13 protein-coding genes are annotated in these 23,823 nt (G+C 50.8%); 6 read left to right on the top strand and 7 right to left on the bottom strand.

The genetic code is table 11. From position 1 onward, the window contains the following. Nucleotides 1-7: 7 nt before the first annotated feature. The 3 genes from I0P70_RS02615 to I0P70_RS02625 all read left to right on the top strand — a co-directional run bounded on the left by I0P70_RS02615 (nt 8) and on the right by I0P70_RS02625 (nt 5,061). A complete protein-coding gene (locus I0P70_RS02615; RefSeq protein WP_230391955.1) occupies nt 8-3,118 on the top strand; it encodes a transglycosylase domain-containing protein in 3,111 nt (1,036 codons plus the stop codon). An 88-nt stretch (nt 3,119-3,206) separates the two neighbouring features. After that, nucleotides 3,207-4,535 carry a ferric reductase-like transmembrane domain-containing protein gene (locus I0P70_RS02620; RefSeq protein WP_230391956.1) on the top strand — a complete coding sequence of 443 codons (1,329 nt, stop codon included), beginning with the start codon at nt 3,207-3,209 and terminating at the stop codon, nt 4,533-4,535. A 157-nt stretch (nt 4,536-4,692) separates the two neighbouring features. Further along, entirely contained in the window at nt 4,693-5,061 is a 369-nt protein-coding gene (locus I0P70_RS02625) for an STAS/SEC14 domain-containing protein (protein ID WP_196114649.1), read from the top strand. Between the two features lie 38 nt (nt 5,062-5,099). Here I0P70_RS02625 and I0P70_RS02630 read toward each other — a convergent pair whose 3' ends face one another. Then, nucleotides 5,100-5,654 (bottom strand): 3'-5' exonuclease, encoded by a 555-nt coding sequence (locus tag I0P70_RS02630; RefSeq protein ID WP_196114650.1) that lies wholly within the window; start codon nt 5,652-5,654, stop codon nt 5,100-5,102. Between the two features lie 231 nt (nt 5,655-5,885). On the opposite strand from I0P70_RS02630, the gene I0P70_RS02635 reads away from it, so the two are divergent. After that, complete coding sequence (locus I0P70_RS02635) at nt 5,886-8,201, top strand: GH92 family glycosyl hydrolase (RefSeq protein ID WP_196114651.1); 2,316 nt, start codon at nt 5,886-5,888, stop codon at nt 8,199-8,201. 582 nt (nt 8,202-8,783) lie between these two features. On the opposite strand, the gene I0P70_RS02640 is transcribed toward I0P70_RS02635, so the two are convergent. Continuing rightward, on the bottom strand, nt 8,784-10,202 hold the full coding sequence (locus tag I0P70_RS02640; RefSeq protein ID WP_196114652.1) for a sugar MFS transporter: 1,419 nt from the start codon (nt 10,200-10,202) through the stop codon (nt 8,784-8,786). Nucleotides 10,203-10,229: 27 nt separating this feature from the next. Beyond that, nucleotides 10,230-12,548: a GH92 family glycosyl hydrolase gene (locus tag I0P70_RS02645; protein WP_196114653.1), complete on the bottom strand. Its 2,319-nt coding sequence runs from the start codon at nt 12,546-12,548 to the stop codon at nt 10,230-10,232. Nucleotides 12,549-12,937: 389 nt separating this feature from the next. Between I0P70_RS02645 and arr the strand changes: the two genes are divergently transcribed. Continuing rightward, on the top strand, nt 12,938-13,369 hold the full coding sequence (arr, locus tag I0P70_RS02650; RefSeq protein WP_196114654.1) for an NAD(+)--rifampin ADP-ribosyltransferase: 432 nt from the start codon (nt 12,938-12,940) through the stop codon (nt 13,367-13,369). A gap of 11 nt (nt 13,370-13,380) precedes the next feature. Here the strand turns inward: arr and pbpC are convergent, their stop codons facing one another. Next, nucleotides 13,381-15,729 (bottom strand): penicillin-binding protein 1C, encoded by a 2,349-nt coding sequence (gene pbpC, locus I0P70_RS02655; RefSeq protein WP_196114655.1) that lies wholly within the window; start codon nt 15,727-15,729, stop codon nt 13,381-13,383. Nucleotides 15,730-15,787: 58 nt separating this feature from the next. On the opposite strand from pbpC, the gene I0P70_RS02660 reads away from it, so the two are divergent. Then, nucleotides 15,788-16,093: a GIY-YIG nuclease family protein gene (locus I0P70_RS02660; protein WP_196114656.1), complete on the top strand. Its 306-nt coding sequence runs from the start codon at nt 15,788-15,790 to the stop codon at nt 16,091-16,093. A gap of 102 nt (nt 16,094-16,195) precedes the next feature. Here I0P70_RS02660 and I0P70_RS02665 read toward each other — a convergent pair whose 3' ends face one another. The 3 genes from I0P70_RS02665 to I0P70_RS02675 form a co-directional block, all read right to left on the bottom strand. Continuing rightward, nucleotides 16,196-21,526 (bottom strand): alpha-2-macroglobulin, encoded by a 5,331-nt coding sequence (locus I0P70_RS02665; protein ID WP_196114657.1) that lies wholly within the window; start codon nt 21,524-21,526, stop codon nt 16,196-16,198. A 474-nt stretch (nt 21,527-22,000) separates the two neighbouring features. Continuing rightward, nucleotides 22,001-22,732 (bottom strand): LytTR family DNA-binding domain-containing protein, encoded by a 732-nt coding sequence (locus I0P70_RS02670; RefSeq protein ID WP_196114658.1) that lies wholly within the window; start codon nt 22,730-22,732, stop codon nt 22,001-22,003. Next, complete coding sequence (locus tag I0P70_RS02675; RefSeq protein WP_196114659.1) at nt 22,701-23,735, bottom strand: sensor histidine kinase; 1,035 nt, start codon at nt 23,733-23,735, stop codon at nt 22,701-22,703. Before I0P70_RS02675 ends, I0P70_RS02670 begins: the two co-directional genes overlap by 32 nt. Nucleotides 23,736-23,823 lie beyond the last annotated feature (88 nt).

The raw sequence follows: 23,823 nt of genomic DNA on the forward strand, positions 1-23,823 counted from the left end.
TTTGGTGATGGTAGTCAGCAATTACCGTCCCACCCACACGGCCAGTAGAGAGAATAAAAAGCGTGGGACCATCCTCAAATGGATGCTCTTTGGCACCACACTCATCATAATTGGAGTTGTCGTCGCGGCCGTGCTTTATGAAACCCGTACATCCCGTTTGCAGTCGCGCGAATTAGCGCGTTATGCCGCCACATTGACCTATCAGGTGGAACCTGGCCGGAGCGATGCGATCGTATACCCCAAACCCGGTCCATTTGACAGACGCCTCGGCTACGCCCACTTGCCTCAGCTGCTCGACCGGGCAGAAGAGCGGGGGATGGAAGTAGTGCAGCAGGCGCGTTTTTCAGATGCCTTGATGCAGTATACCTCCCGGGGCTACTTTGCACCTTATCCCGAAAAAACACAGGCCGGACTGCGCATCGTCGATTTCCAGGGCAGACCGGTGTATGATTTCAAATACCCGCGCCGCCTGTATGCCAGTTACGAGGCCATCCCTTCCCTGATCACCTCATCGCTTTTATTTATCGAGAACCGGGAGCTGTTGAACCCCGAGAAGCCTTACATGAATCCGGCGGTGGACTGGCTGCGCTTTACAAAAGCTGGTCTGCACCTGGCGGCCAGCCGCGTGGGATTGGAGTACCAGACCATGGGAGCCAGTACCCTCGCCACCCAGCTTGAAAAATTCCGACACTCCCCGGCAGGCATCACGGTGAGTCCGCGTGCCAAGCTGCAGCAGATGGTTTCGGCCAGCGTACGCGCTTACCAGTCAGGACCCGAGACCATGCCGGCCCGGCAGGCCCTGGTGCTGTCGTACCTGAACAACTTGCCACTTTATGGAGCACCGGGCTATGGCGAAGTGCACGGTCTGGGCGATGGCTTGTGGGTTTGGTTTGGAAGCGATCCGGAGAAAGTCAACCGCCTGCTGAGTTTACCGGCGGCAGCGGGCGATAGTCTGCAGGCACAGGGACAGGCGCTGCGGCAGGTACTGTCGCTGTTCATTGCCCAGCGCCGCCCTGCCTACTACCTGAACGAAGGCGGACGCCAGGCGCTGAACGAGCTCACCAGCAGTTACCTTCGGCTGCTCGCTGACAACGGGCACATCAGTGCCGAGCTGCGGGACGCAGGTCTTTCACAGGATGTCGCCTTCCGGGATTTCAGCGCAGAGCCGATCACGGTGCCAGCCGAAACAAACAAAGGGTCGCTGATGGTGCGTACCCACCTGGCAGGTATGCTGGGCAAAACCCTCTACGACCTCGACCGCATGGATGTAGGTGCCACCACCACACTGGAGCACGCCTTGCAGTGCGAGGTAAGCACCTACCTGCAGCGCCTGAGCGATCCTGCTTTTGCCCGGAGCGTAGGCCTGTATGGCAAGCGACTGCTCAGTCCTAAACAGGCAGCTGAAATCAGGTATAGCTTTACGCTGTATGAACGCAGTCCGCAGGGAAACCTGGTGCGTGTGCAAACCGACAACACCGACCAGCCGCTGGACCTGAACGAAGGCAGCAAACTGGAGTTGGGCTCCACGGCCAAGCTTCGCATGCTCGTCACATACCTCGATATGATCGAAGCGCTGCATACCCGCTATGCCGGGGAGTCGGCAGGGGAACTGCGCCATGCGCTGGCAGCTTCGCAGGACAACCTGAGCCGCTGGGTGCTGCGCTACCTGCTGCAGGCCAAAGACAAAAGCCTGGCCGCCACCCTCGAAGCCGCCATGGAACGCCGCTATTCGGCGAGTCCGCATGAGCGCTTCTACACTGGCGGTGGCATGCATACCTTCCACAACTTCAGCGATACTGACAATGGCCGCAACCCGACCGTACGGGAAGCCTTCCTCAAATCCATTAACATGCCTTTTGTCAGGCTGACACGGGACGTGGTGCGGCACAGCATACAGCAGCAGACAGGAGGCAGCGGCAGTCTGCTCGGCAGCGATGCCGATCCGCGCCGCAAGGAATATCTCACCCGCTTTGCCAATCGGGAAGGGGAAACCTATTTGCTTCGCTACTGGCACAAGTACAAGGGCAAAACAGAAGAAGAGCGTTTTGAAGTGCTACTCAAAGGTATGCGCCTCAACTCCGTCCGACTGGCGACTGTGCACCGCTTCTTTTATCCGGATACCGACTCCCTCAGCTTCACCCGTATGATGCGGGAGCGGCTGCCATGGGAGAAGAAGCTTAAAAACAAGCGCATCATGGAGCTCTACCACCAGTTCGGACCGGAAGCTTTCGACCTGAACGACCAGGGCTACATTTCGCGGGTGCATCCGCTGGAACTGTGGCTGCTGCAATACCTGCAGCAGCACCCCGAGGCTACTTGGCCGGAAGTGGCGGAGGCGAGTATGGACACCCGGCAGGAGGTATACAAGTGGTTGTTCCGCTCGCGCCACAAGAGCGCCCGCGACTCCCGCATCCGCACCATGCTCGAGCTTGATGCCTTCGCCGACCTGCAGCAACGCTGGCAGAAGCTGGGCTATCCGTTTCAGCAACTCGTGCCTTCCCTGGCGACGGCTCTCGGCTCTTCCAGTGACCGCCCCGAAGCGCTGGCGGAGCTAATGGGCATCATCCTGAACGATGGCGTGCGCCACCGCACCCGCCGCATTGAGGAACTGCACTTTGCCCGACAGACACCTTACGAAACCGGCCTGAAATGGCAGGAGGGAGAAGGAGAGCAAGTGCTGGCGCCGGAAGTAGCTGCGCTCGTGCGGGAAACTTTGCTGGACGTGGTGGATACCGGCACTGCCCGCCGTTTGCAGGGCGGTATACCGGGTACGGACGGTAACAGTCTCCGGCTCGGCGGCAAAACCGGCACTGGCGACAACCGGGTGGTGACCATGAACAAAAGAGGACAGCGGCTGTCTTCCCGCAGCGTCAACCGCACGGCCACTTTCGTGTTCTTCATCGGCGATAACCATTTTGGTACACTGACCGCTTTTGTGCCTGGTCGTGAGGCGGCAGGTTTTCATTTCACCTCCTCGCTGCCTGTGCAGGTGCTTCGGGGAATGGCCCCGATTCTAGCGCCCTACCTGGAGCAAAACAATAGCATAGAGCAGCCTACTCCTCCAGATTCCGTTTTTATGTCGACCAATATACCTGAAAATCAGTATACTGTACATTAGGCTTTAAACGATGAACCGTCCGGTTCCTAAGCCCTGACATTGTGTACAGGGCTTGACAGATATAGCCGGGCAGGATAATTGACGAGAGATGAGATATTCTTACCGGAGAGGTTTTTCCTGGCTGTTACTATTTACTATACTTGCCCTGGTGCCGCTGGGCCTTGCCCTGGTAGGGCCTATACCTGCCGTCCGTGATTTCTGGACAGAACTGGGCGTAGCCCTGGGTTTCATTGTACTCGCCATTTTCGGTTTGCAGTTCCTGTTCTCTGGCCGCTTTCGCTGGGTCGCGCCTACTTTCGGCATGGACAATATCGTGCACTTTCACCGTAAGATGGGACTGGTCGCATTCTTTTTCATCCTGGCGCATCCCGTCATCCTGATCCTGAACAACACAGAATTTCTTTCTTACTTCGACCCGGGTGTTAACCTGCTGCGGGCCATTGCGCTTTCCTACGTGTCGGTGGCGCTGATCGCCATTACCGTCACGAGCATTTGGCGACTGGCTTTCAAACTGAGTTATGAAAAGTGGCGGTTGCTCCATGGTTTTCTGGCACTCTCGATCGTGTTTGTGGGGGTAGTGCACTCCATACAGGTGTCGCATTACCTGGACCCGCTCTGGAAAAAGATCACTCTCGGGCTGCTGCTGGGCGCCTGCATGTACCTGGTGCTGCATACCCGCCTTGTGCGGCCCTGGCTCAACCGCAAAAAGCCATACCGGGTGACAGAGGTAAAAGACGAACGTGACGAGTGCTGGACGCTCACCCTCCAACCTGAGTCTGGAAAAAAGATGCAATTCAGGCCCGGGCAGTTTGCCTGGATCACCGTGAACGATAGCCCCTTCACCTTGCAGCAGCATCCCTTCTCCTTTGCCTCCAGCGCTCGCGACAGCACAATCAGCTTTACAGCCAAGGAGTCAGGCGATTTCACTTCCACTTTCAAAGACATACCCAAGGGCGTTCAGGTATACCTGGAGGGGCCATTCGGTTCTTTTACACCGGAGCCGGACAGTCATTTGTTTTTGGTGATGGGCGGCATCGGCATCACCCCCGGCATGAGTATGCTGCGTACCATGCGCGACGACAAGGATCCCCGCAAAGCCATCCTGCTTTATGCCAGCAAGAAATGGAAAGACGTGACCTTTCGGGAGGAGCTCACCGAGATCAGCAAAGTGATCGACCTGCGCATCATTCATGTGATTGAAGATGTGCCGGACGAGGAGGATCTGCCCGAGGACATCGACGGGGAAGGTGGTCGGATCGATGAGGAGATGCTGGCCAAATACCTGCCCGACAAGCCGGAAACTTTCATGTACTTCATCTGCGGTCCGGGTCCCTTAATGGATGTGGTTGAGATCGGGCTGCACAATCTGGGCGTAGACTGGCGGCGTATCTATTCGGAGCGCTTCGAAATTGTGTAATCAAGCTGAAAGCCGATGCAAGACAAATACAAAAAACTACTTTACAAGATCATCAGCCGACTGGGCGAACTGGTAGGACTTGTGCTGCTGCTGGCAGCAGTGTTGTTTGCCGCACGGGCATGGTGATCGATTTGTTTAACCTATAACACAAGGCAAGATGATAAAGAAGATAGACATTGGCCACGACCAGGTACTGGCCTTCCGGGTAGAGGGGGAACTGGATGTGCAGGACATGAAAGCCTCGCAAAAAGTCATCAAACCGGAACTGGAGTCTGCGGCACCTTTTAACTTATACCTGGAGATGGCCGCTACGGAAGGAGTGGAGCCTGCCGCTGTACAGGAGCGGGTAAGCTTTATCTTATCTAACTTCAGTGACGTGCTGGATAAGGTGAAGAAGATTGCACTCGTCACGGACAAAGACTGGCTGCAGCACCTGATGTCCGGCGTGTTCACAATGGTGCCTTCCATTGAGCAGCGGTCTTTCTCATTTGACGAAAAAGAAGCAGCCCGCCGGTGGGTTGCTTAGACAGGAACCTGTTGCAGAACTGTAGCTCTTGTTACGGCTTAAACCCGGGCGATCTTACAGCCCATCCGCGCATCAAACTCCTCTTCGGAGCTTGTGCCTGTCAGAGCGAGCGCTTTCAGCGATAACCTGGCACAGGCATCGGCATCGGAGGCAGCCCGGTGGTGCAGAAAATCAATGCGGTGCATGTTACAGAGCGTTTTGAGGTCATACTTGTGCATGCCCTTCCATATATTCTTCGAGAATTTGAGGCTGCAGGTATAGCGGGCCTCCGGAAGCGGGATATTATAAGTTGCCAGCGTTTTGCGGAGCACGCTCATATCAAAACTGGCATTGTGGGCGATTAGCAGCTGTCCTTCCAGGTATGGCTTTAACTCCGGCCACAACTCAGCAAAATCAGGCTGGTTTTTTACGTCAGCAGGCCGGATGCCATGCACGGCTATATTAAAAGAATTGAAATGAGGGTAGTACAAAGGCTTGATCAGCCAGGATTTTGTTTCTACAATCTTCCTTTCCCGCACCACGGTTATTCCTATCTCACAAGGGCTGTCACGCTGTGGCGTGGCCGTTTCGAAATCAAGGGCAATAAAATTCATAAGAAGGGGTGTTTAAATGCAGGGAATACCAATCAATTAAGGTGCAATTTAGTCAATTTGCTGCGAAAACTTCCGAATGCTTCTGCTGACAGGTTAAAGACAGGTTTTTTCAGTTTAAGAAGGTGAATTTCATTGCCTGCAACAGGTAGCTGATTGAAAGCTATGTTTTTAAAAATAAGCTTTAACTTTAAGCTATCCTTAAAATCCGATTCTCCACAAACAGCTCGCCTTATGAGAAGTATCGCCCTATCAGTTTTATTGCTTATACCTTGCCTGACTTTTGCTCAAAAGAAGGCAGCACCTGACCTGGTTAAGTACGTCAACCCGATGATCGGCACTGCCAAAATGGGCCATACCTATCCGGGTGCCACTGTGCCTTTTGGCATGGTGCAGCTGAGTCCCGATACCGATACCATCCCTTACGAGGTGAACGGCAAGTACAACAAGGACGTGTACAAGTACTGCGCCGGCTACCAGTACGACGACAAAACGATTGTCGGCTTCAGCCATACCCACTTCAGTGGCACCGGCCACTCCGACCTGGGCGACTTCCTGATTGCGCCGACCACCGGCAGACTGCAACTGAATCCTGGTACGGCTGACAAACCCGAAAGTGGTTACCGCTCTGCTTTTTCACATCAAAACGAAGTAGCCGAACCGGCCTATTACAAAGTAAAGCTCGATGACCACAACATCATGGCGGAGCTCACGGCCAGTAATCGCGTGGGTATGCACCAGTACACCTTCCCGAAGTCAGACGAGGCGCACATCATCCTGGATTTGATGTCAGGGATTTACAACTACGACGGCAAAACTACCTGGACTTTTGTGCGGGTGGAGAATGATACGTTGATTACCGGTTACCGCCAGACCAACGGTTGGGCCCGCACCCGCACAGTCTACTTTGCCATGTCCTTTAGCAAGCCTTTCCACCAATATGGCAACCAGGATTACTCGGAGGCACAGGCATACAAAGGCTTCTGGCGCAAGTTCGACCAGACCAAAAACTTCCCGGAGTTTGCTGGTAAAAAGATCCGTGCTTACTTCGATTTCAAAACAGAAGAAGGAGAGAAGATCAAGATCAAATTTGCCTTGTCACCGGTTAGTACGGAGGGTGCACTGGCTAACATGAAGGCCGAAATTCCGCACTGGGACTTTGAGCAGGTAAAGCGCGAAGGACAAGCCGCCTGGAACAAAGAACTGGGCAAAGTAGTAGTCGACGCAGGCAAGGATGATCTCGTGAATTTCTATACAGCCATGTACCATTCCTTCCTTGGACCGACTACTTATATGGATGTGGACGGCAGGTATAGAGGGCTGGATATGAACGTGCATCAGGCCGATGGTTTTACGAACTACACCAGCTTTTCGCTCTGGGATACCTACCGGGCGCTGCACCCGCTGTTCAACATCCTGCAGCCAACCCGCAACAACGACATGATCAAATCCATGCTGGCGCACTACGACCAGAGCGTGCACAAGATGCTGCCGGTGTGGTCGCATTATGCGAACGAAAACTGGTGCATGATTGGCTACCATTCTGTGCCAGTGATCGCCGACGCGGTGCTGAAAGGCAACAGTAATTTCGATGCAAACCGCGCCCTGGATGCCTGTGTGCAGACCGCCCGCACCCGCTATTACGATGGACTGGAATACTACATGGACATGGGTTATGTGCCGGAGGACAAGAACGGTTCGTCTGTATCGAAAACGCTGGAGTACGCCTACGACGATTGGTGTATCGCGCAGATGGCAAAAAAGTTGAACCGGCAGGACATCTACGAGGAGTTCAGCAAGCGAGCCCAGAATTATAAGAACGTGTTCGATGCCAAGTCTGGCTTTATGCGCCCTAAGTTGAGCGACCGTACCTGGAAAAAAGAGTTTGACCCGCTGGACACGCACGGTCAGGGCTTTATCGAAGGCAATTCCTGGAATTACAGTCTCTACGTTCCCCACGATCCGGCCCAAATGATCGCGATGATGGGAGGGAAGACCCGCTTCGCTCAACACCTGGACTCGCTCTTCACCATGGAGCTGCCGGACAAGTACTTTGAGAACACCGAAGACATTTCCCGGGAGGGCATCATCGGGAACTACGTGCACGGCAACGAGCCTTCGCACCACGTGCCTTTCCTCTACAACTGGACCGACCAGCCCTGGAAAACACAGGAGCGCACCCGCATGGTACTCAAAGCCATGTACAAACCTACAGTTGATGGTTTAGGCGGTAACGATGACTTTGGGCAGATGAGTGCCTGGTACATTTTCAGCGCCCTGGGCTTTTACCCGGTAGCGCCTGGTTCTGACCAGTACGCTATTACCAGCCCGGCTGTGAAATCAGCTACGATCAATCTGGAGAATGGCAAGAGCTTTTCGATTGACGTGAAAGGGCAGAGTGACAAGAATGTCTATGTGCAGAAAATGGAGCTGAACGGGAAGCCGCTTCAGCGCACTTACCTGACGCATGACGAGATTATGAAGGGCGGGAAGATTACTTTCTACTTGGGAAGCAGGCCGAATAAGAAGCTTTTTGCTATGGCACCTTGATCAGGTGTAGAAAATTACTGTTTCGTGAGTTTTAGTTTGTGATATAGCTATTGGAGGTATAACAACTAGTACTGTTTCATTGCTTCGCCTGTGCGGCGGGCACTGTTTGCCCTGGCCGGGCGGGCCTTACTTTTTTCCTTGATGAAAAAAGTAATCAAAAAAATCAAGACTCCCCAAACTCGCTGAACGCTCGAACAGTGGGTAGTCATTTGGGCGCACCTGGCACCAGTGTTTGCTGCGTAGGTTAAGTGCAAATTAGTTTTGCTATACCTGCCAGTGTTACGTGACAGTAGCCACAAAGCTTATACCTGTGGACTGGCAGCTACAGAAGAGTCCCCCTTGGAAGGGGGCAGGGGGATGTCAATCAATCACGACAACTCTCGCTATAACACTTTTACCTGACAACAGCAATACCTAATTCCCCTCTGGGGGTAGGGGCCGTATTTAAAGGGAGGGGCAGAGGTGGGTTAATCGTACCTGAAAATCCTTGGGAAAAGGGACTCTTTATAAAGATTCAGCCAAAAAAAGACCGTAGGTAAGCCTACGGTCTTTTTTCAATATACGTCAGTCCAGCAACTATACCTAAACCTGCCTCACTCTATACCCCACAAAGCCATAATAAACGATATAGGCGTAGCAGATCATCGGGATGATAAAGGAGAGTTGCAGGTCACCACTCAGGTCGGCAAATAGACCCTGCAGCGGCGGCACGATGGCACCGCCCACAATTGCCATGACCAACAGCGATGAGCCTTGACTGGTGTGGCGGCCGAGTCCCTTTATCGCCAGGTCAAAGATTGTTGGGAACATGATGGAGTTGAACAGGCCGATGGCGATGATGGCCCACATGGCTAGTGAACCCTCAGCCAGCACACCGATCAATAGCAGTCCGATTACAGCCATGGCAAACAGACCCACAGTGCGGTTAGGTATAAAACGTGCCAGGAGCAATACGACCACGTTCAGTGCGATCAGACCCAAAATGATCAGTGCCTGGTTAAGGTCATAAAGCACGTATACCGTTAGAAAAGTAATAAGTGCTATAAGTGCAATTACAGCAAATTTGCCCGTGCGCTTGAAGGTGCTCAGCGCCACTGCACCGAAAAAGCGACCGATCATGGCTCCACCCCAATAGAAAGCCAGGTAATGCTTCGCCTCTGACTCTGACAATCCTGTGATCTGCGGAAGTTTGATGTAGTTAATCAAGGCACTGCCAATACTCACCTCGCCACCTACATACATGAAAATACAGATGATACCCAGTACTAGGTGCGGATACTTTGTGGCCCCAGCACCCCGTTCAATTTTACCGCCTCCTTCCAAACGCGGCAGCTTCGCCACTTTAATTAGAACGGCCAGTAACAACAGCAAAGCAGCCAGCCCCAGGTAGGGGAGTTTGACAGAATCTGCAGTATCTATCTCAGCAGATGCCACCTGGTCGAAAATGAGGTAGCCACCGATGATGGGAGCGATCGTAGTACCAAAGGAGTTAAGCGCCTGCGACAGGTTCATGCGGCTGGAAGACGTTTCAGGCGAACCCAGAATAGCTACATAAGGGTTGGCTGTGATCTGCAGCACTGTAATGCCGGATGCCAGCACAAACAAAGCCATCAGGAAGAAGCCGTAGCTATGAAACACGGCCGCCGGGTAAAACAAGGTACAGCCCAGTGCCGCCACGATCAAACCGATGATGATGCCATTTTTATATCCGATTTTCTGAATAGGGTCTCCTTTGCTGACTGAAAGCAAGAAGTAGAGGAACGAAACAATGAAATAAGCACCAAAGAAGGCAGTTTGTATCAGCATAGCCTGCCAGAGCTGCAGCGTGAATACCTCCTGCAGCTTAGGTATCAAGATGTCGTTCATGCAGGTGATGAAGCCCCACATGAAAAACAGGAGGGTTACGACAATAAGCGGAGAGGTATAGTTCTTATAGTCCCGCGAAGACTCTTTTGGCTGAGAAGCTACTTCTTCAGTTGCAATAGGCGTGATGGATGGCATCAGGTATAGTTTAATGTTTATAAGGTTTTATTTCAGGTGCTGCGTTGCAGTTTTGTCGTTGGTGAAAGAATAGGGTGCTGCACTTTCCTGGGTGCCACGGCTCGTGTCAGGCTTAGCTCCCATCTCAAATTTAAGTTTGCCGCCCTTCAGGATGTCTTCGTGGGAGATCCAGTTCTGCTCGTGCTTTTTTCCGTTGAGGGTGGCCTTCTGCACATACAGATTTTCCCTGCTGTTAGACGGAGCTTCAATCACGAACGTTTTGCCATTTTCGAGTTTTATCGTTGTTTTTTTGAACAAGGGCGCACCGATCACATACTGGTTCACGGCTGGGGTAACCGGATAGAAGCCCATGGCTGAGAACACATACCAGGCAGAGGTCTGTCCGTTGTCTTCATCGCCGCAGTAGCCGTCGGGAGTGGGTTGGTACATGCGATTCATGGTCTCGCGTACCCAATACTGCGCCTTCCAGGGTGCTCCGGCATAGTTGTAGAGGTAGATCATGTGCTGGATGGGCTGGTTGCCATGAGCATACTGTCCCATGTTAACGATCTGCATTTCGCGTATTTCGTGAATCACACTGCCATAGTAGCTCTCGTCGTAGACCGGTGGTAGCGTGAACACCGAGTCAAGTTTGGCTACGAAGTGTTGCCGGCCACCCATGAGGTCAATCAGCCCCTGCACATCATGGAACACGGACCAGCTGTAGTGCCAGCTGTTTCCCTCGGTAAAAGCATCACCCCACTTGAAGGGGTTGAAGGGAGACTGAAACGTGCCGTCCTGATTCTTGCCGCGTATGAGTCCGGTGGCAGGATCGAACAGATTCCGGTAGTTCTGGCTTCGCTTCGCATAGAGGTTGATTTCTTCCTGTGGCCTGTTGAGCGCTTTGGCGAGTTGATAGATGGCAAAGTCATCGTAGGCATACTCCAGGGTACGGGCCGCATTCTCGTTTATCTTTACATCGTAAGGCACATAACCCAGTTTGTTGTAGTATGGTGCACCAGCGCGACCGATGGCCGTGATCGGTCCCTCGTTGTTGGCACCGTGCAGCAGCGCTTCGTACAGTTTATCGATGTCATAGCCACGCAGGCCTTTCAAATAAGCATCGGCCACCACAGAGGCGGAGTTATTACCGATCATGATGTTGGCATATCCCGGGCTGGACCATTCCGGCAGCCAGCCGCCTTCTTTGTAGTCGTTTACCAGACCAGCCTGCATCTCTTTGTTGATGCTCGGATAAGCCAGGTTCAGGAAAGGGTAAAGAGCCCGGAAGGTGTCCCAAAAGCCGGTGCCCGCAAAGCGATAACCCGGGTATACCTTACCGTCATAAGGACTGTAGTGCACCGGGTTGCCGCTAGCATCGAGCTCGTACATTTTGTGCGGGAAGAACAGCGTACGATAAAGGCAACTGTAGAAAGTGCGCATCTGCTCGTCCGTGCCACCCTCTACCGTGATGCGGCTCATGGCTTCGTTCCAAAGTGATTTGGCTTTCCGTTTGGTCGCTTCAAAGTTGTCGTTAGCGAGTTCACGCTTCAGGTTCAATTCAGCTTGCTCCAGACTGATAAAGGAAGAAGCTACCCGCAGGTTCACCTGCTCGCCTTTCACTGTTTTGAACCCTACAATAGCACCCGCATGATTGGCGTTCATCTCCAGTTTGTCTTTCACCAGTGTTGAGTCGTGCCAGGTATAAGCTATTGTAAAAGGCTTATCGGCATAGATGACAAAGTGGTTCTTGAAATCAACCGGATTGCTGCGGGCATTCTTAGTGGTATAGCCCACAATTTTGTTTTCACCAGGTATAACCTTCACATAAGAGCCTTTGTCTAGCGCATCGATCACGATAAAGGAGCTGTCAGATTTGGGATAGGTGATGCGGAACTGGGCGGCACGCTCCGTAGGCGTAAACTCAGTGGTGACGTCGTGGTCGGCTAGGTATACGCTGTAATAGTAAGGCTTGGCTACCTCCGATTTGTGTGAGAACCAACTGGCCCGTGCATCCTGATCGAAGCGCAATTTGCCTGTCACCGGCATGATCACAAACTGACCGTAGTCGTTCATCCAGGGCGAAGGTTGGTGCGTCTGTTTGAATCCCCGAATCTTGTCCGCATCATAGGTATAGGCCCAGCCGTTTCCTATCTTGCCGGTTTGTGGCGTCCACAGGTTCATGCCCCAGGGCACAGCCACGGCAGGGTAGGTGTTGCCATTCGACAGGCTTACCTTGGAGTCGGTGCCCATCAGCGGATTGGCCAGCTCTTCGGGCTCAAACTTCTGCTTTGCTTGTTGCGCTAGTAGCGTAAAAGGTGAGCAGAGCAGAATAACCAGAACAATGGAGCGTATTCGTTTTTTCATAAAGATGCGATGCTGGTTTAGTAGCCAGTTAGTTGACTGAAACAATTTACAGGTTGTGCTTTCAGCTAGTAATTGATCAAGACTCCCAATATAGTAAAATATAGAATGTGTGTTGGTGCTACCATGGCTGGTTGTAACAGTATAATGCACAGGCTTTTTTGTTGATGTGTTATCAGGAAGAAATGAAGGTATAGAAAGTGTTGGACGGCCTAGGGCGAAATCTGGTCTTTCCCAGATTATAATAGCTGAAAATTTTCCTATATTAGAGTTAGTGTAAAGTGAAGCTATTAAGCCCTAAGAGCGTATACTTACTGCAGTAGGTGGGCTTATGCATGTATTTTCTAATGCAGACCAATCATATTTTGGGAGAATACAAAGAATAATTGAAGATGAAATCTATGAGTAGTGAGGAAAAGGAAAATCAGGGTTCAGTACTATTCTATCATGGTACGAAAGCTAACCTGAAGTCAGGAGATTTGATCGAATCCGGTTTCAATTCGAACTACGGGAAGAGGAAGAAAGCAGCTTATGTTTACCTGACTGCCACCATGGATGCCGCTATTTGGGGAGCTGAACTTTCCTATGGAGATGGCCCCGGTAGAATTTATACCGTGGAACCGACCGGTACGATAGAAGACGACCCCAACTTAACGGACAAGAAATATCCTGGAAATCCGACCAAATCATACCGCTCCCGTAGTCCGCTTCGGGTAACTGGAGAAGTGACGGAATGGCAGGGGCATCCCGCTGAGCAACTAAAGGCAATGAAAGACCTCCTGGAGCAACTAAAGCAACAAGGTATAGAAGCCATAGAAGATTGATTTGCTGCAGCCTATAGAAACTTCACGGTGATATAACTATCCGTGTTCCTTCCCTGGTCATCGGTGCAGGAGATCTTATACCTGCCGGCCTTTTGCGGCTCAAAAAATACCTTTTCGTTGGCGGCTGTGGCTTTGAGAAATTTGTCGTTGATGTACCAGTATACCTGTTTCACCTCATTGTGGGGATTGCTGTGCAGCATCAGTTGCTGACGCTCTTCCTGTTCCAATAAGTACTCCATACCAGCGGTGGGAGAGGTGATAAGGGGGGCAAACTCTTTGAAAACACGGCTGCAGTGTGGGTTGTGTGCCGGAATTGGCATGTAGGGAATCCGCTCTGCATCGAAAAAGGTAAGCAGTTCTGGAGCATGGTTCGGGTATAACTGCTGCACAAAACCTGTTGCTGGCTGGCAGCTTGTGCAATAGCTATGACTTTTGTCTGCAGAAACAGCAATGCGTTTCAGGTGGTTGCACTTTTGGGTAGAGGAGATACCGGGGATGAACGTATCCAGCACCTGGTTTCGGCAGAAACTGTTGGCAGGACTGCCGCTTTCGGCACACACCGCTCTTAAACCAATGCCTTTGGGTTGCTGAAACCATCCGTCAGTGGAGTTATAGTCGATGCTGTTGAAGATGTCGAAAAGCAGGGGAGTAGCCGAGTCGGTGCCGTTGAGTTCAGGTACACCTTCACCGGAGAAATTACCGACCCACACACCCACCGTGTAGTTCTTGTTGTAGCCGATGCTCCAGGCATCTTTGCGGCCATACGAGGTACCGGTTTTCCATGCGATCTTGGGTAGGTTCGGGCTGTTATGCGCATTGTGTGGTAGGTCGGGGCGAGTAAGCTGGGTCAGGATCTGATTCGTCATGTAAGCTGCTCCCGGCGAAAGCAGCTGTGTTTCCTGTTCTGTCGTGTCCTGTTGCAGCCATCGGATGGGGCTATACCTGCCCTGGTTGGCAAAAGCGGAATAGAGTAGCGTCAACTCCTCCAGTTTCACATCACAGCCACCTAAAATCATCGACAGACCGAGCTGATTGCCCTTGCGCTTCATCTCCGAAAATTCTGCCTGCTTGAGCTTCTGCACAAAGGTATAAACGCCCAACTGGTCGAGCACCTTTACTGCCGGCACGTTGAGCGAAGTAGCCAGTGCATGCGCTATGGTCACATTGCCATTGTAGTTGCCAAAGTAGTTCTGCGGACGGTACCCTGCATAGTCTACAGGCACATCGGTGATGACCGTTTTAGGTGTAAGCAGGCCTTTGTCGAAAGCCGCGGCGTAGAGGAAAGGCTTTAAGGTACTGCCCGGGGAACGAACAGCTCGCACGCCATCCACCTGCCCGTGGTGTGCAAAGTCATTGAAATCGGCAGACCCCAGGTAGGCCTCTACAGCCCGGGTCTGGTTGTTAATCACCAGTACGGCTGCATTGTGAATATTCTGGTGACGCAGCCGCTGTATGTAGTTGTAAGCCAGTTGCTCTACTTTTTCCTGTACCTGCCGGTTGAGTGTAGTTTTGATGATCGGCTGGTTTTTATACCTGCGGAACATGCGGTAGGCAAAGTGTGGGGCCACCTTGGGAGCCTGTTGCCTGCGAGCTTCCAGTGGCTCCAACAAAGCATCCTCAATTTCCGCTACCGGGAAAGCCTCCTGTTCCTGGTAGAAGCGTAACCATTTGTTTCGGAACTCCACGATTTGTTCGTTCTGCTCGCCTATGCGCAGCGAGGAAGGTTTGTTCGGAATCACCGTCAGCGTGACCGCCTGCGCCAGACTCAGCTGCCTGGGCGACTGCTGAAAATAAAGCACAGATGCTGCCTTCACGCCTTCAATGTTTCCACCGAATGGCACCAGATTCAGGTATAGCTGCAGGATCTCGTCTTTGCTGTAATACCATTCTAACTGCAGTGCCCGAAACATCTCGTACAGCTTGTTGACATAGGTGCGTTTTTGCGGGTAAAGCAGCCGTGCAACCTGCATGGTAATGGTGGAAGCGCCGGAGGTCTTTTTATTTTGCAGCAGATTATTGGCAAAGGCTCTGCTAATGGCAAAGGGGTTGATGCCGGGGTGGTAGTAAAAATACCTGTCCTCCTTCAGCAGCACCGCTTTTTTCAGAACTGGGCTTATTTCATCCGCCTCCAGCTGCATCCGCCACTTGTCATCCCGGCTCAAAAAGGCGTTGATCACGCTGCCGTCGGAAGCGGTAATTATGGGGGAGTAGGAGATGTTTACTTTGAGTGGGTAGAGGTAGTTGAGGAGGGTGAAGGTCAGGCATAGTAGCAACACAAGGGATAAAGTATACCTTAGCCAGGGCTTGCTGTAAGTGAGCAGCCTGCGGCTTGGGTTATAAGTTGATTTTGGTGCCTGCATTTTAGTTTGTGAATTTATTCAGACAACTTTTTGTAGGTTGAATAATAAATTACGACTGATGATATTTCACAATTACTTTATATACATTCTAACTAATCCGAAGAAAACTACTTTATACATCGGTGTAACGAATGATATAGCCCGTCGACTGGAGGAGCATTCTGAAAATGCAGGTAATCCTGCGACATTTGCCGGAAAATACTTTTGCCACCTCCTGATGTATTACGAACGTTTCAGCTCCATTGAGCACGCAATAGCACGTGAAAAAGAGTTGAAAAAATGGAGTAGAGATAAGAAAGAAGCTTTGATAAAAACAATAAATCCACATTGGTTACCACTTAATACAGAAGTTCAGGAAGAATGACTACCCATATTGTCATTTCGAACGCAGTGAGAAATCTGGAGTAGTTCATGACCCCCAACTATTTCAGATTTCTCACTGCGTTCGAAATGACAGTAGAATTACTTACCTTACCTTCACAACACCACCGCCCGAGTAGCTATGATACTCCGCATTATACATGGCATCAGCCCCAATCGGGCCTAACTGAAACGTACCCTTTGATACCGCTCTTACCTGATAGAAGAAATACTGCTGCTCCGGTTTTGCTGTGGCGTAGAGGTTAATCCTATCATCGCGGATATCAATATGATCCGGCGTAGCGGGCTTCTGCGCTTCTATCCAGCCGAACTCACGGGCGGTCATCAGGCGTGGGTTTTCTATTTCGAAGCCGGCTGGTAGCATGTCGGTAATGGCCACATTCGGTATACTTCTGCCGTCCAATGCTTGCAGCTCTACCCGCACGACTACCAGGTCATTTTGCCGGAAGGTATTGTCAGTGATCTCCCTGCCGTTCCGGTCAAAGAAGGTTTTGCGCACCTTCAGGTAGTTATCTTCTTTTTTCACATCGCCGCTCTGGCTGATGCCTTCCAGCTCCCAGAAATAGTAGAGCGTGCCTGTTCCTTTGCCTCGAATACTGATCGGGCCGCTACCGATGTTGTTGGTGAGCGTCAGGTCGTTACCAGAGAAGGTGTCGATCTGCTTTCCGTTCTGGTATACCTGCGCCGTTTGGTTGCCCTGGTTTCTGCTCGAAAGCTTGCCCAAAGCCATTAAAGCAAAGGCACGTTCCTGGGTGTTGTACCAGCGTTTGGAGCGCAGTTCATCGGATAAATGCCGTGCCAGCGTACCGATCTGTGGGTTATCGGGGTCGGCTTCAATCAAACTGTTCAGCGAAATGGCCATGTCGCGTATCGGGGAGTAGAAGCTGCCACCGAGGGCACGGACTGATGTTTCGCCGGAAAAGGAGCGGGGCAGAATCTGGTTGAAGCTCTCGCGGCTGCCGTTCATCGCATAGGTGCTGGCCAGCAGATAGCGGGCATCAATGGAGAGCAGCTCCGGCTTGGCCTTGTAGTAGTTCATGGTTGACCAATCTACTGTGCCGGCAATGCTGAGCACGTAGAGTGAGTAAGTGGTTTCGCGGGCAGCGATGTATTTGCTTTGCACCTGGCGGCTGGCATCGTAGTAGCGGTACTCTTCCATGGCCTTGCCTTTTACTTTTTGCTGCAGGTAGCGCACGGCTTTATCCAGCACCTCCTGCGTTACCGGGAAACCGGCTTTCTTGGCTTCCAGCAAAAAGTGAGTGGCGTAGGTGCTGCTCCACCAGTCGGTGTAGGTGGCCCCTGGCCAGTAAGTAAAGCCACCGTCGTACTGTTGCATCAGCTCAATTTTGGTGATAGCCTCCTGCACGAGGTAGTTCGGGTTAAAGCTGCGGCTCTTGTTGTCCTGCTGCAGCGAACGGGCCAGGTCGGTATAGTATAGCAGCGGGAAGGCCGTGGAAGTGGTTTGCTCCAGGCATCCGTGCGGGTAGCGCAGCAGGAAGGTAATGTCATCCGTAAACTGGGCCAACGGCGAACGGCTCACCACCAGCTTCGCCGACACAGACGAAGGTATAAAGTCGTTGGCCAGTTTGATGTCAGCGGTAGCTCCATCTTTTACACTGCCGGCCTCTGTCACTTTGGTCAACGGTGCGATCGGGCGTACCGTGATATCGGTGTTGCTGACAAAAGACTCGTTCAGCGCATTAACCGTCACCTTTACCGTTGCCTGCCCAATGGCAGGTGTGGCCACAAGCTTATAAGTTACCTGCGCCTCTGTGTTCGGATTTATACCTGCTGATTTCCTGGTTTCGCCCACTACACGCAAAGGACCTGTCACCGAAATAGTACTGGCTGCTGTAGCTTTGGTAGTGGTCGTATTGCTGAGTGTTACTGGCACCAGTAGCGTATCCCTTGGACTCACAAAACGAGGCAACGCTGTACTGATCACGACCGGATCTGAGACACGCATCATCTTTTCAGAAGAGCCAAAGGCATTGTCTTTATAAGCCACGGCCATAATGCGCACGGCACCTGAGAACTCAGGTATACGCACGTTTACGATTGCTTCGCCGCTCGCATTTGCCTTTAACTGCCCGCTCCATAGCGATACCAGTTTTACCCGTTTGTTGGTCAGCGGATTGATTCGCTTCGCCAGATCGTAGCCGTCGCCACCAGTGCTGGAGCGTGCACCCAGTTCCGGGAACAGGAAAGGATACAGGTCATAGCCCGTTACCTCCAGCGCCCGCTTTTGGTAGAAAAAACCGTGCGGGTCCGGGGTCTGGTAATCCTTGATCTGCAGGATACCTTCGTCTACCACAGCCAGCGTCACTTCTGCATTTGGAGCAGTTTTTACCTTCACCTGCTGCACTCTGCTGGAGCGGGATGCCTCGGGTGCCTGTATGGCGACAGCTAGCTGTGTGCTCATTTTCGTCACCGTCATTGGCTTAAACCCGCGGGCAATGGTCAGTGGCATCTGGCTATCTTTTACCTGGCGCAATGCAATAGCGGTGATGTAAGCCGTTGGCAGGTGCTCGTCTTTGATCGGGAGTGTCAGCGAAGCAGCTTTCTTGTCTGTTTTGAGGTAGTAGTAGCTCAGTACTTTGTTCTGCTCCACCGTCACCAGAATCTTCCCGGCAAAAGGAGACTTGAACAAAACCCTGGCTTGGTCACCTACTTCGTACTTTTCTTTGTCCAAGGAGATATCTACTTCTCCCTCGGTATTCACGGCAAAAGAGGTGCTTTCAGTATCGCCCCAGCCGTAGGCATAGAACTCCTGTGCCACGTAGTTGTAGGCTCCCGGACGCATCACACGAATTTCATACTGACCAGAAGTAACAGGCGTGAAGTTGAAAACAGCACCACTTGCAGGTATTTGCATATCCTGATTAATGATTACCTGCTCTCTGCGCTGCGATCTGTAGCTGTACTCGTCGCTATGACGTGCAATCACCGATTCGTAGGTATAGCGCACGAGTTGCACTCTAGCCGTAGTCGTAATCGGTGATCCAGTGCGATCGAGGGCGATAAGCGGAATGTTAAGTGAGCTGCGGGTGCTCACATAGTCATCAAAGTTCCGGATACCGAAAAAAGCCTGCTGTGTGCTCACGTCAAACTTACTGAGGCGGTTAACCGGTCGGCCGGTTTCATCAAAAACAGTAGTGTAAAGTGAGCCGTCCAGTAAGCCGATGTCTTTGAAATTTTCCAGTTCAAAAGTTTCCTGTCCTTTGCCCTGCGCATCCGTCTGCCCCTGGCGGGTACTGGTCTGGATGTTGATGGAGCCGGAAGTATGGATATCAAAGGTGTAGTCGGGGAAGCGTTTGGCCTCGAAGCTTTTCTTTTTGAGGCTGAGCTGGGTTTCGTAATTGCGGTTAGCGGCCGGCGGACCGAACAGGTTCTGCGCCGTGAGGTTCAGTATTAGTTTTTCACCAGCATTGTATGTTTTCTTGTTCAGTTCAGCCGTCACCTTCAGGCGGTCGGGCATAAACTCTTCTACACCTATTTTCCTTGAGTTCAGCAACACATCGTTACCAGAGTACACCTCCAGAGTATAGGTACCCGTGACAGCGGCTCCGTTCAGGATGAAGCTGGTTTCGCTGGCGCCTTGGTTATTCAGTTTGCCTTTGGTGCTGCGGTACTCTTTGCCATTGGGTAGCAGTAGTTTCGTTTTGATCGGTAACCCAGCCACCGTTTTCCAGTCCGGCGTTCGCACCACCGTGTTGACATGAATGGTGTCGCCGGGGCGGTAGAGGTCACGGTCGCCGTAGATGAAGGCATCGTAGTTAAGGTCTGTCAGGCGTTTGCCACCCACTTCGAAACGGGAGGTATTCACCTGTGTCTGGCTGTAAGGCATGTAGTTAAAGTCGTCGCCTTTCTGGGCCGTGATCATGCCGATCTTGAAGTCCGGTGCTGCTGTGCCGGTGTTGCTGAACCGGGCCACACCGTCCTTGTCAGTCGTAGCCTTGTGCACCACCTGGTTGTTGGTGCTGATAAAGCGAATTTCAACCCCGTCCAAGGTGCTGGCCTCGCGAATAGAATTGGCAAAGACCACCACTTCGTCCTTACCCTGCTTGGCGATCAAACCGATATCCGACACCGACACGATTTTGGAATCCTTCAGCCAGTTTTTGTCGGTGCTGGCAACGGTGATGACATACAGGCCTTTGAACTGACTATCGAAGTCCAGGTCGTGCAGATTAAGATTGAGCAGGTGAGAGCTGCCTTGCTTACGGAGGCTTTCGGTGTTGAACTCGCGCTCGAAAAGCGTATTGCCGTTGGTTTCGTTCACATCGTAGTAGGAGCTGGAGTAATATTCTTCCGTTTCCTCGTCGTAGTAGCCGTCGTACATTTTGCCCTCACGCAGGTAGTGTAGAATGTTGTTTTCGTATACCTTGCTGATGCTTACTTTTATGCGCGGTACGTTGCTCAGGTTGAGGGCGATGTTGCGGGCACCCTGGCTGCTGAGGTATATACTCTTTCCGTTGGCAAAACTGATGCTTGGTTGTGTTGTGGCAAAGGTCACACTGTGGCGATAAGGCTGGCCCATCGGCTTTCCGGCCATACCTACCAGATCACCGGAGAGGGAGAGGGTATAGGTGCTATTCTGGTTGAAGTTTCCTTTCAGTACCAAACCGTTTTGCAGTCGCTCCACCGTATACTCCCGACGAGGGCTAACTTCGATCAGGTTGCTGATGTTGCTATTAGTAACAGGCTGCGTGGTAAGGATATAAATGCGCTCCTGGCCTTCTTCCAATGCGGTCACCACCTCAGCTACCATCATACGCTGGCGGCTTGGCAGCAAAATATCCCGCTCTATGGTCTGGTCAGTCTGAGAGGTGCTTCCTGCTACACTTAGGCCCTTGGCGATGTGCAGTCGCAGCGGGATTTCTTTATCCTCTTGTCCTGCCACATTTTTAACCCGGATGGTGACGTTGTCCCGGTTACCGCTGGCCAGCTCTATGGGCAGTTCTTTATTTCCTGCATATACCTTTAGATGCTCCCGCAATTCCTGGAAAAGCACCGGATAGTTAAAGTCCAGCTGTAAACTGGCCTCGAGCTGATTCGGGTTGTTCTCGTTTGCCACCCAATAGCTTTTTACCTGCTGCAGCCGGAGGTAGGGAGTATGGAAAGTAAGGCCCTGACCGGCGGGTATCTTATACTTTACAGTCGTGTGCCGTAGCAGATTTTCGGTTAGCTCCGCTTTGTAATTGGTAGTAGGGGCAAAGGGATTGTCTGGAGAGAAGACAAGTTCGTTCGGAGCCGTCCATTTATACTTGCCGGCCACCCTTGGCGTGATAGCCAGGTATGGAATTGTATCCCACTGGTTCAAAAGCGAATCGCCCACCAGGTCTTTGTCAAATTGGAATACCAGGTTTTGCTCCCGCGCAATTTCCTGCTCAAAATTCTTGCTTTGTAGCCGCAACTCATCGCTTTTGCTGCGGCAACTGAACATGCAAAGTATACATAGACAAATACTCAGCTGAAACAGGTGCTGAAGTGGTGTGGAATGGGGGTATCTTCTATTCATAGCATAGGTAAAAGAAGGGCAAAACCAGGGTAGTTGGAATACACCTTTAAAAAGGCTCCTTGTGCATTGATTTTAAAGAAAAAATGCTACGTAATGATATGAATTTTTGCACTATAAGCAAAGCAAGCTATACCTAAATTAGCATGTTTCGGATGGTTAAAAAGAATCTATACCCTTTAGCGTTTTTCTTAAGTTTGCCGTTCTGCCATGTGAGCTAGTAAATGACAGGCCAGGTAGCTTGAAAGACTGAATCGTTGAAATAAAAATGCCTGATTAGCAGCTGTAATCAGGCATTCATGGATTGGTGAAAATATTTCTATTATGTTGGCGAACGGCTATTTAATTATGATTTCAGCATCACAGGAAACACTAGTCTTTAGAATCTCGCAATACTTTGTAGAAAGCATCTGCATATGTACTACTAATCGGGATAATTTGATCAGCAATATTTATCCTGTTTTTTTCAATGTGGTCAATTTTATCGATCGCGACCATAAAGGATTTATGCACACGGGGAAATTTCTTGTCAGGAAGCAGTTCCTGTAACTTAGCGAAACTCATCAAGGTCATCACCTTTTCTTTGTTGGTATGGATTCGGAGATAATCTTTCATTCCCTCAACGAATAAAATGTCACGGATAGCAACCTTTTGAATACGGGTACCTGCTTTTATAAAAACGTATTCCTGTTCGCTTTTTTGCGTCGCGGTTGCTTCTATTTGCTCTGGTTGGTGCTGGGGGTTTAACTCCTGGTAGATGCGTAGTACTCCTTTATAAAAGCGTTCAAAAGAAATGGGCTTTAACAGGTAATCTTTCACTTCCAGATCAAAGGCTTTAAGGGCATACTGATCATAGGCAGTAGTCAGGATGATCATCGGCTTGGGATTTAGCATGGGAATAAAACTCAGTCCATCCAGGTCAGGCATATTTATGTCTAGAAACAGCAGGTCAGGCTTGTCTTCGTCCATTCGGTCAACTGCATCCAGCGGACTCTCAAAGCTTCCTTTCAGCTCCAGAAAGGAAACTTTTGCTACATACTTTTCCAGTATTCTCTGAGCCAGGTGCTCATCATCAATTATATAACAACTGAGCTTTTTTCTCATGGATCTGTGTGTGAAGATTCGTGATTTTTAATTCTGCTGTGAAAATTTCATCATTTTTATTGATTGCCAGGCTATGCTGATTCGGGTAAAGTAATTGCAGGCGTTTTTGAATATTCGAGAACCCAATGCCACCTGGTTCTTCCAGTAAGGAACCTGATTTTTTTCCGATCGGATTCTGGAAAGTGGCAGTAAGTTGATTCTCTTTTACCGCTATCCTCACCTTTATGGAGCCTGGTTTTAATCGGGACGGACTATGTTTGTAGGTATTCTCCAGGAGATGAATGAATAACAGCGGTGCAACCTGGAAGGTATCTGTATTTCCCTCCACCTGAAAGTCTACAATGGGGGATGCCTTGTACCGTAGCTGCTGCAGGCTTATGTAGTCTTTTAGATAATCTATTTCTATGGAAAGAGGGACAGTAGACGCATTGGATTCATAGATCATATAGCGCATTAGGGACGACAGACGCATCATGGCCTCCGGTGCTGCGGGATCCTGCGTGTAAACTAAGGTATGAATGTTATTGAGTGTGTTGAACAGGAAATGCGGATTGATCTGTGACTTCAAATAAACAAGTTCGCTATTGATGACCTGTTTCTCCAGCTGCTCTTTTTTTACTGTATTGATAATAAGGTTCTGAATAATTCCGACAATAGTGCTGGCAACTATAAAGATAATAACGATCGATAAAGAGTCACCATAGTAATTCAGAAAACCCATCCAAGTGTTAAACTTTCCACCTATTAAGAAAGCAAACAGTAAAAAGGGAAGGGGGCCCGTCAAAAAGATCAAGGTCAGGTGCCAGAGATAGGTTTTAAACTTCCTCTTATTCAGGCATTTTGTAAAGGTGTATAGATGGGCATAAAAAACATAGAGTCCTATCAAAAGTGCCTGCGGCCTGAAGGGCCTGTCATTCACCAAGACCTCCAAGGTAAAATTTACCAAGATGAAAGTCCAGATAATGACATGAGCAAGCGCTAAAACTTTTTTGATTCTATTCATAAGACAAAGATATTTTATCCTGCCATTCATCTCTCGTCTAATCGACCAGCGCCAGTTATAATCTACAAAATCAGCCTTTCCATCTGCA

It is taken from the genome of Pontibacter sp. FD36, from assembly GCF_015686655.1.
In the GTDB taxonomy this organism is placed as follows: domain Bacteria; phylum Bacteroidota; class Bacteroidia; order Cytophagales; family Hymenobacteraceae; genus Pontibacter.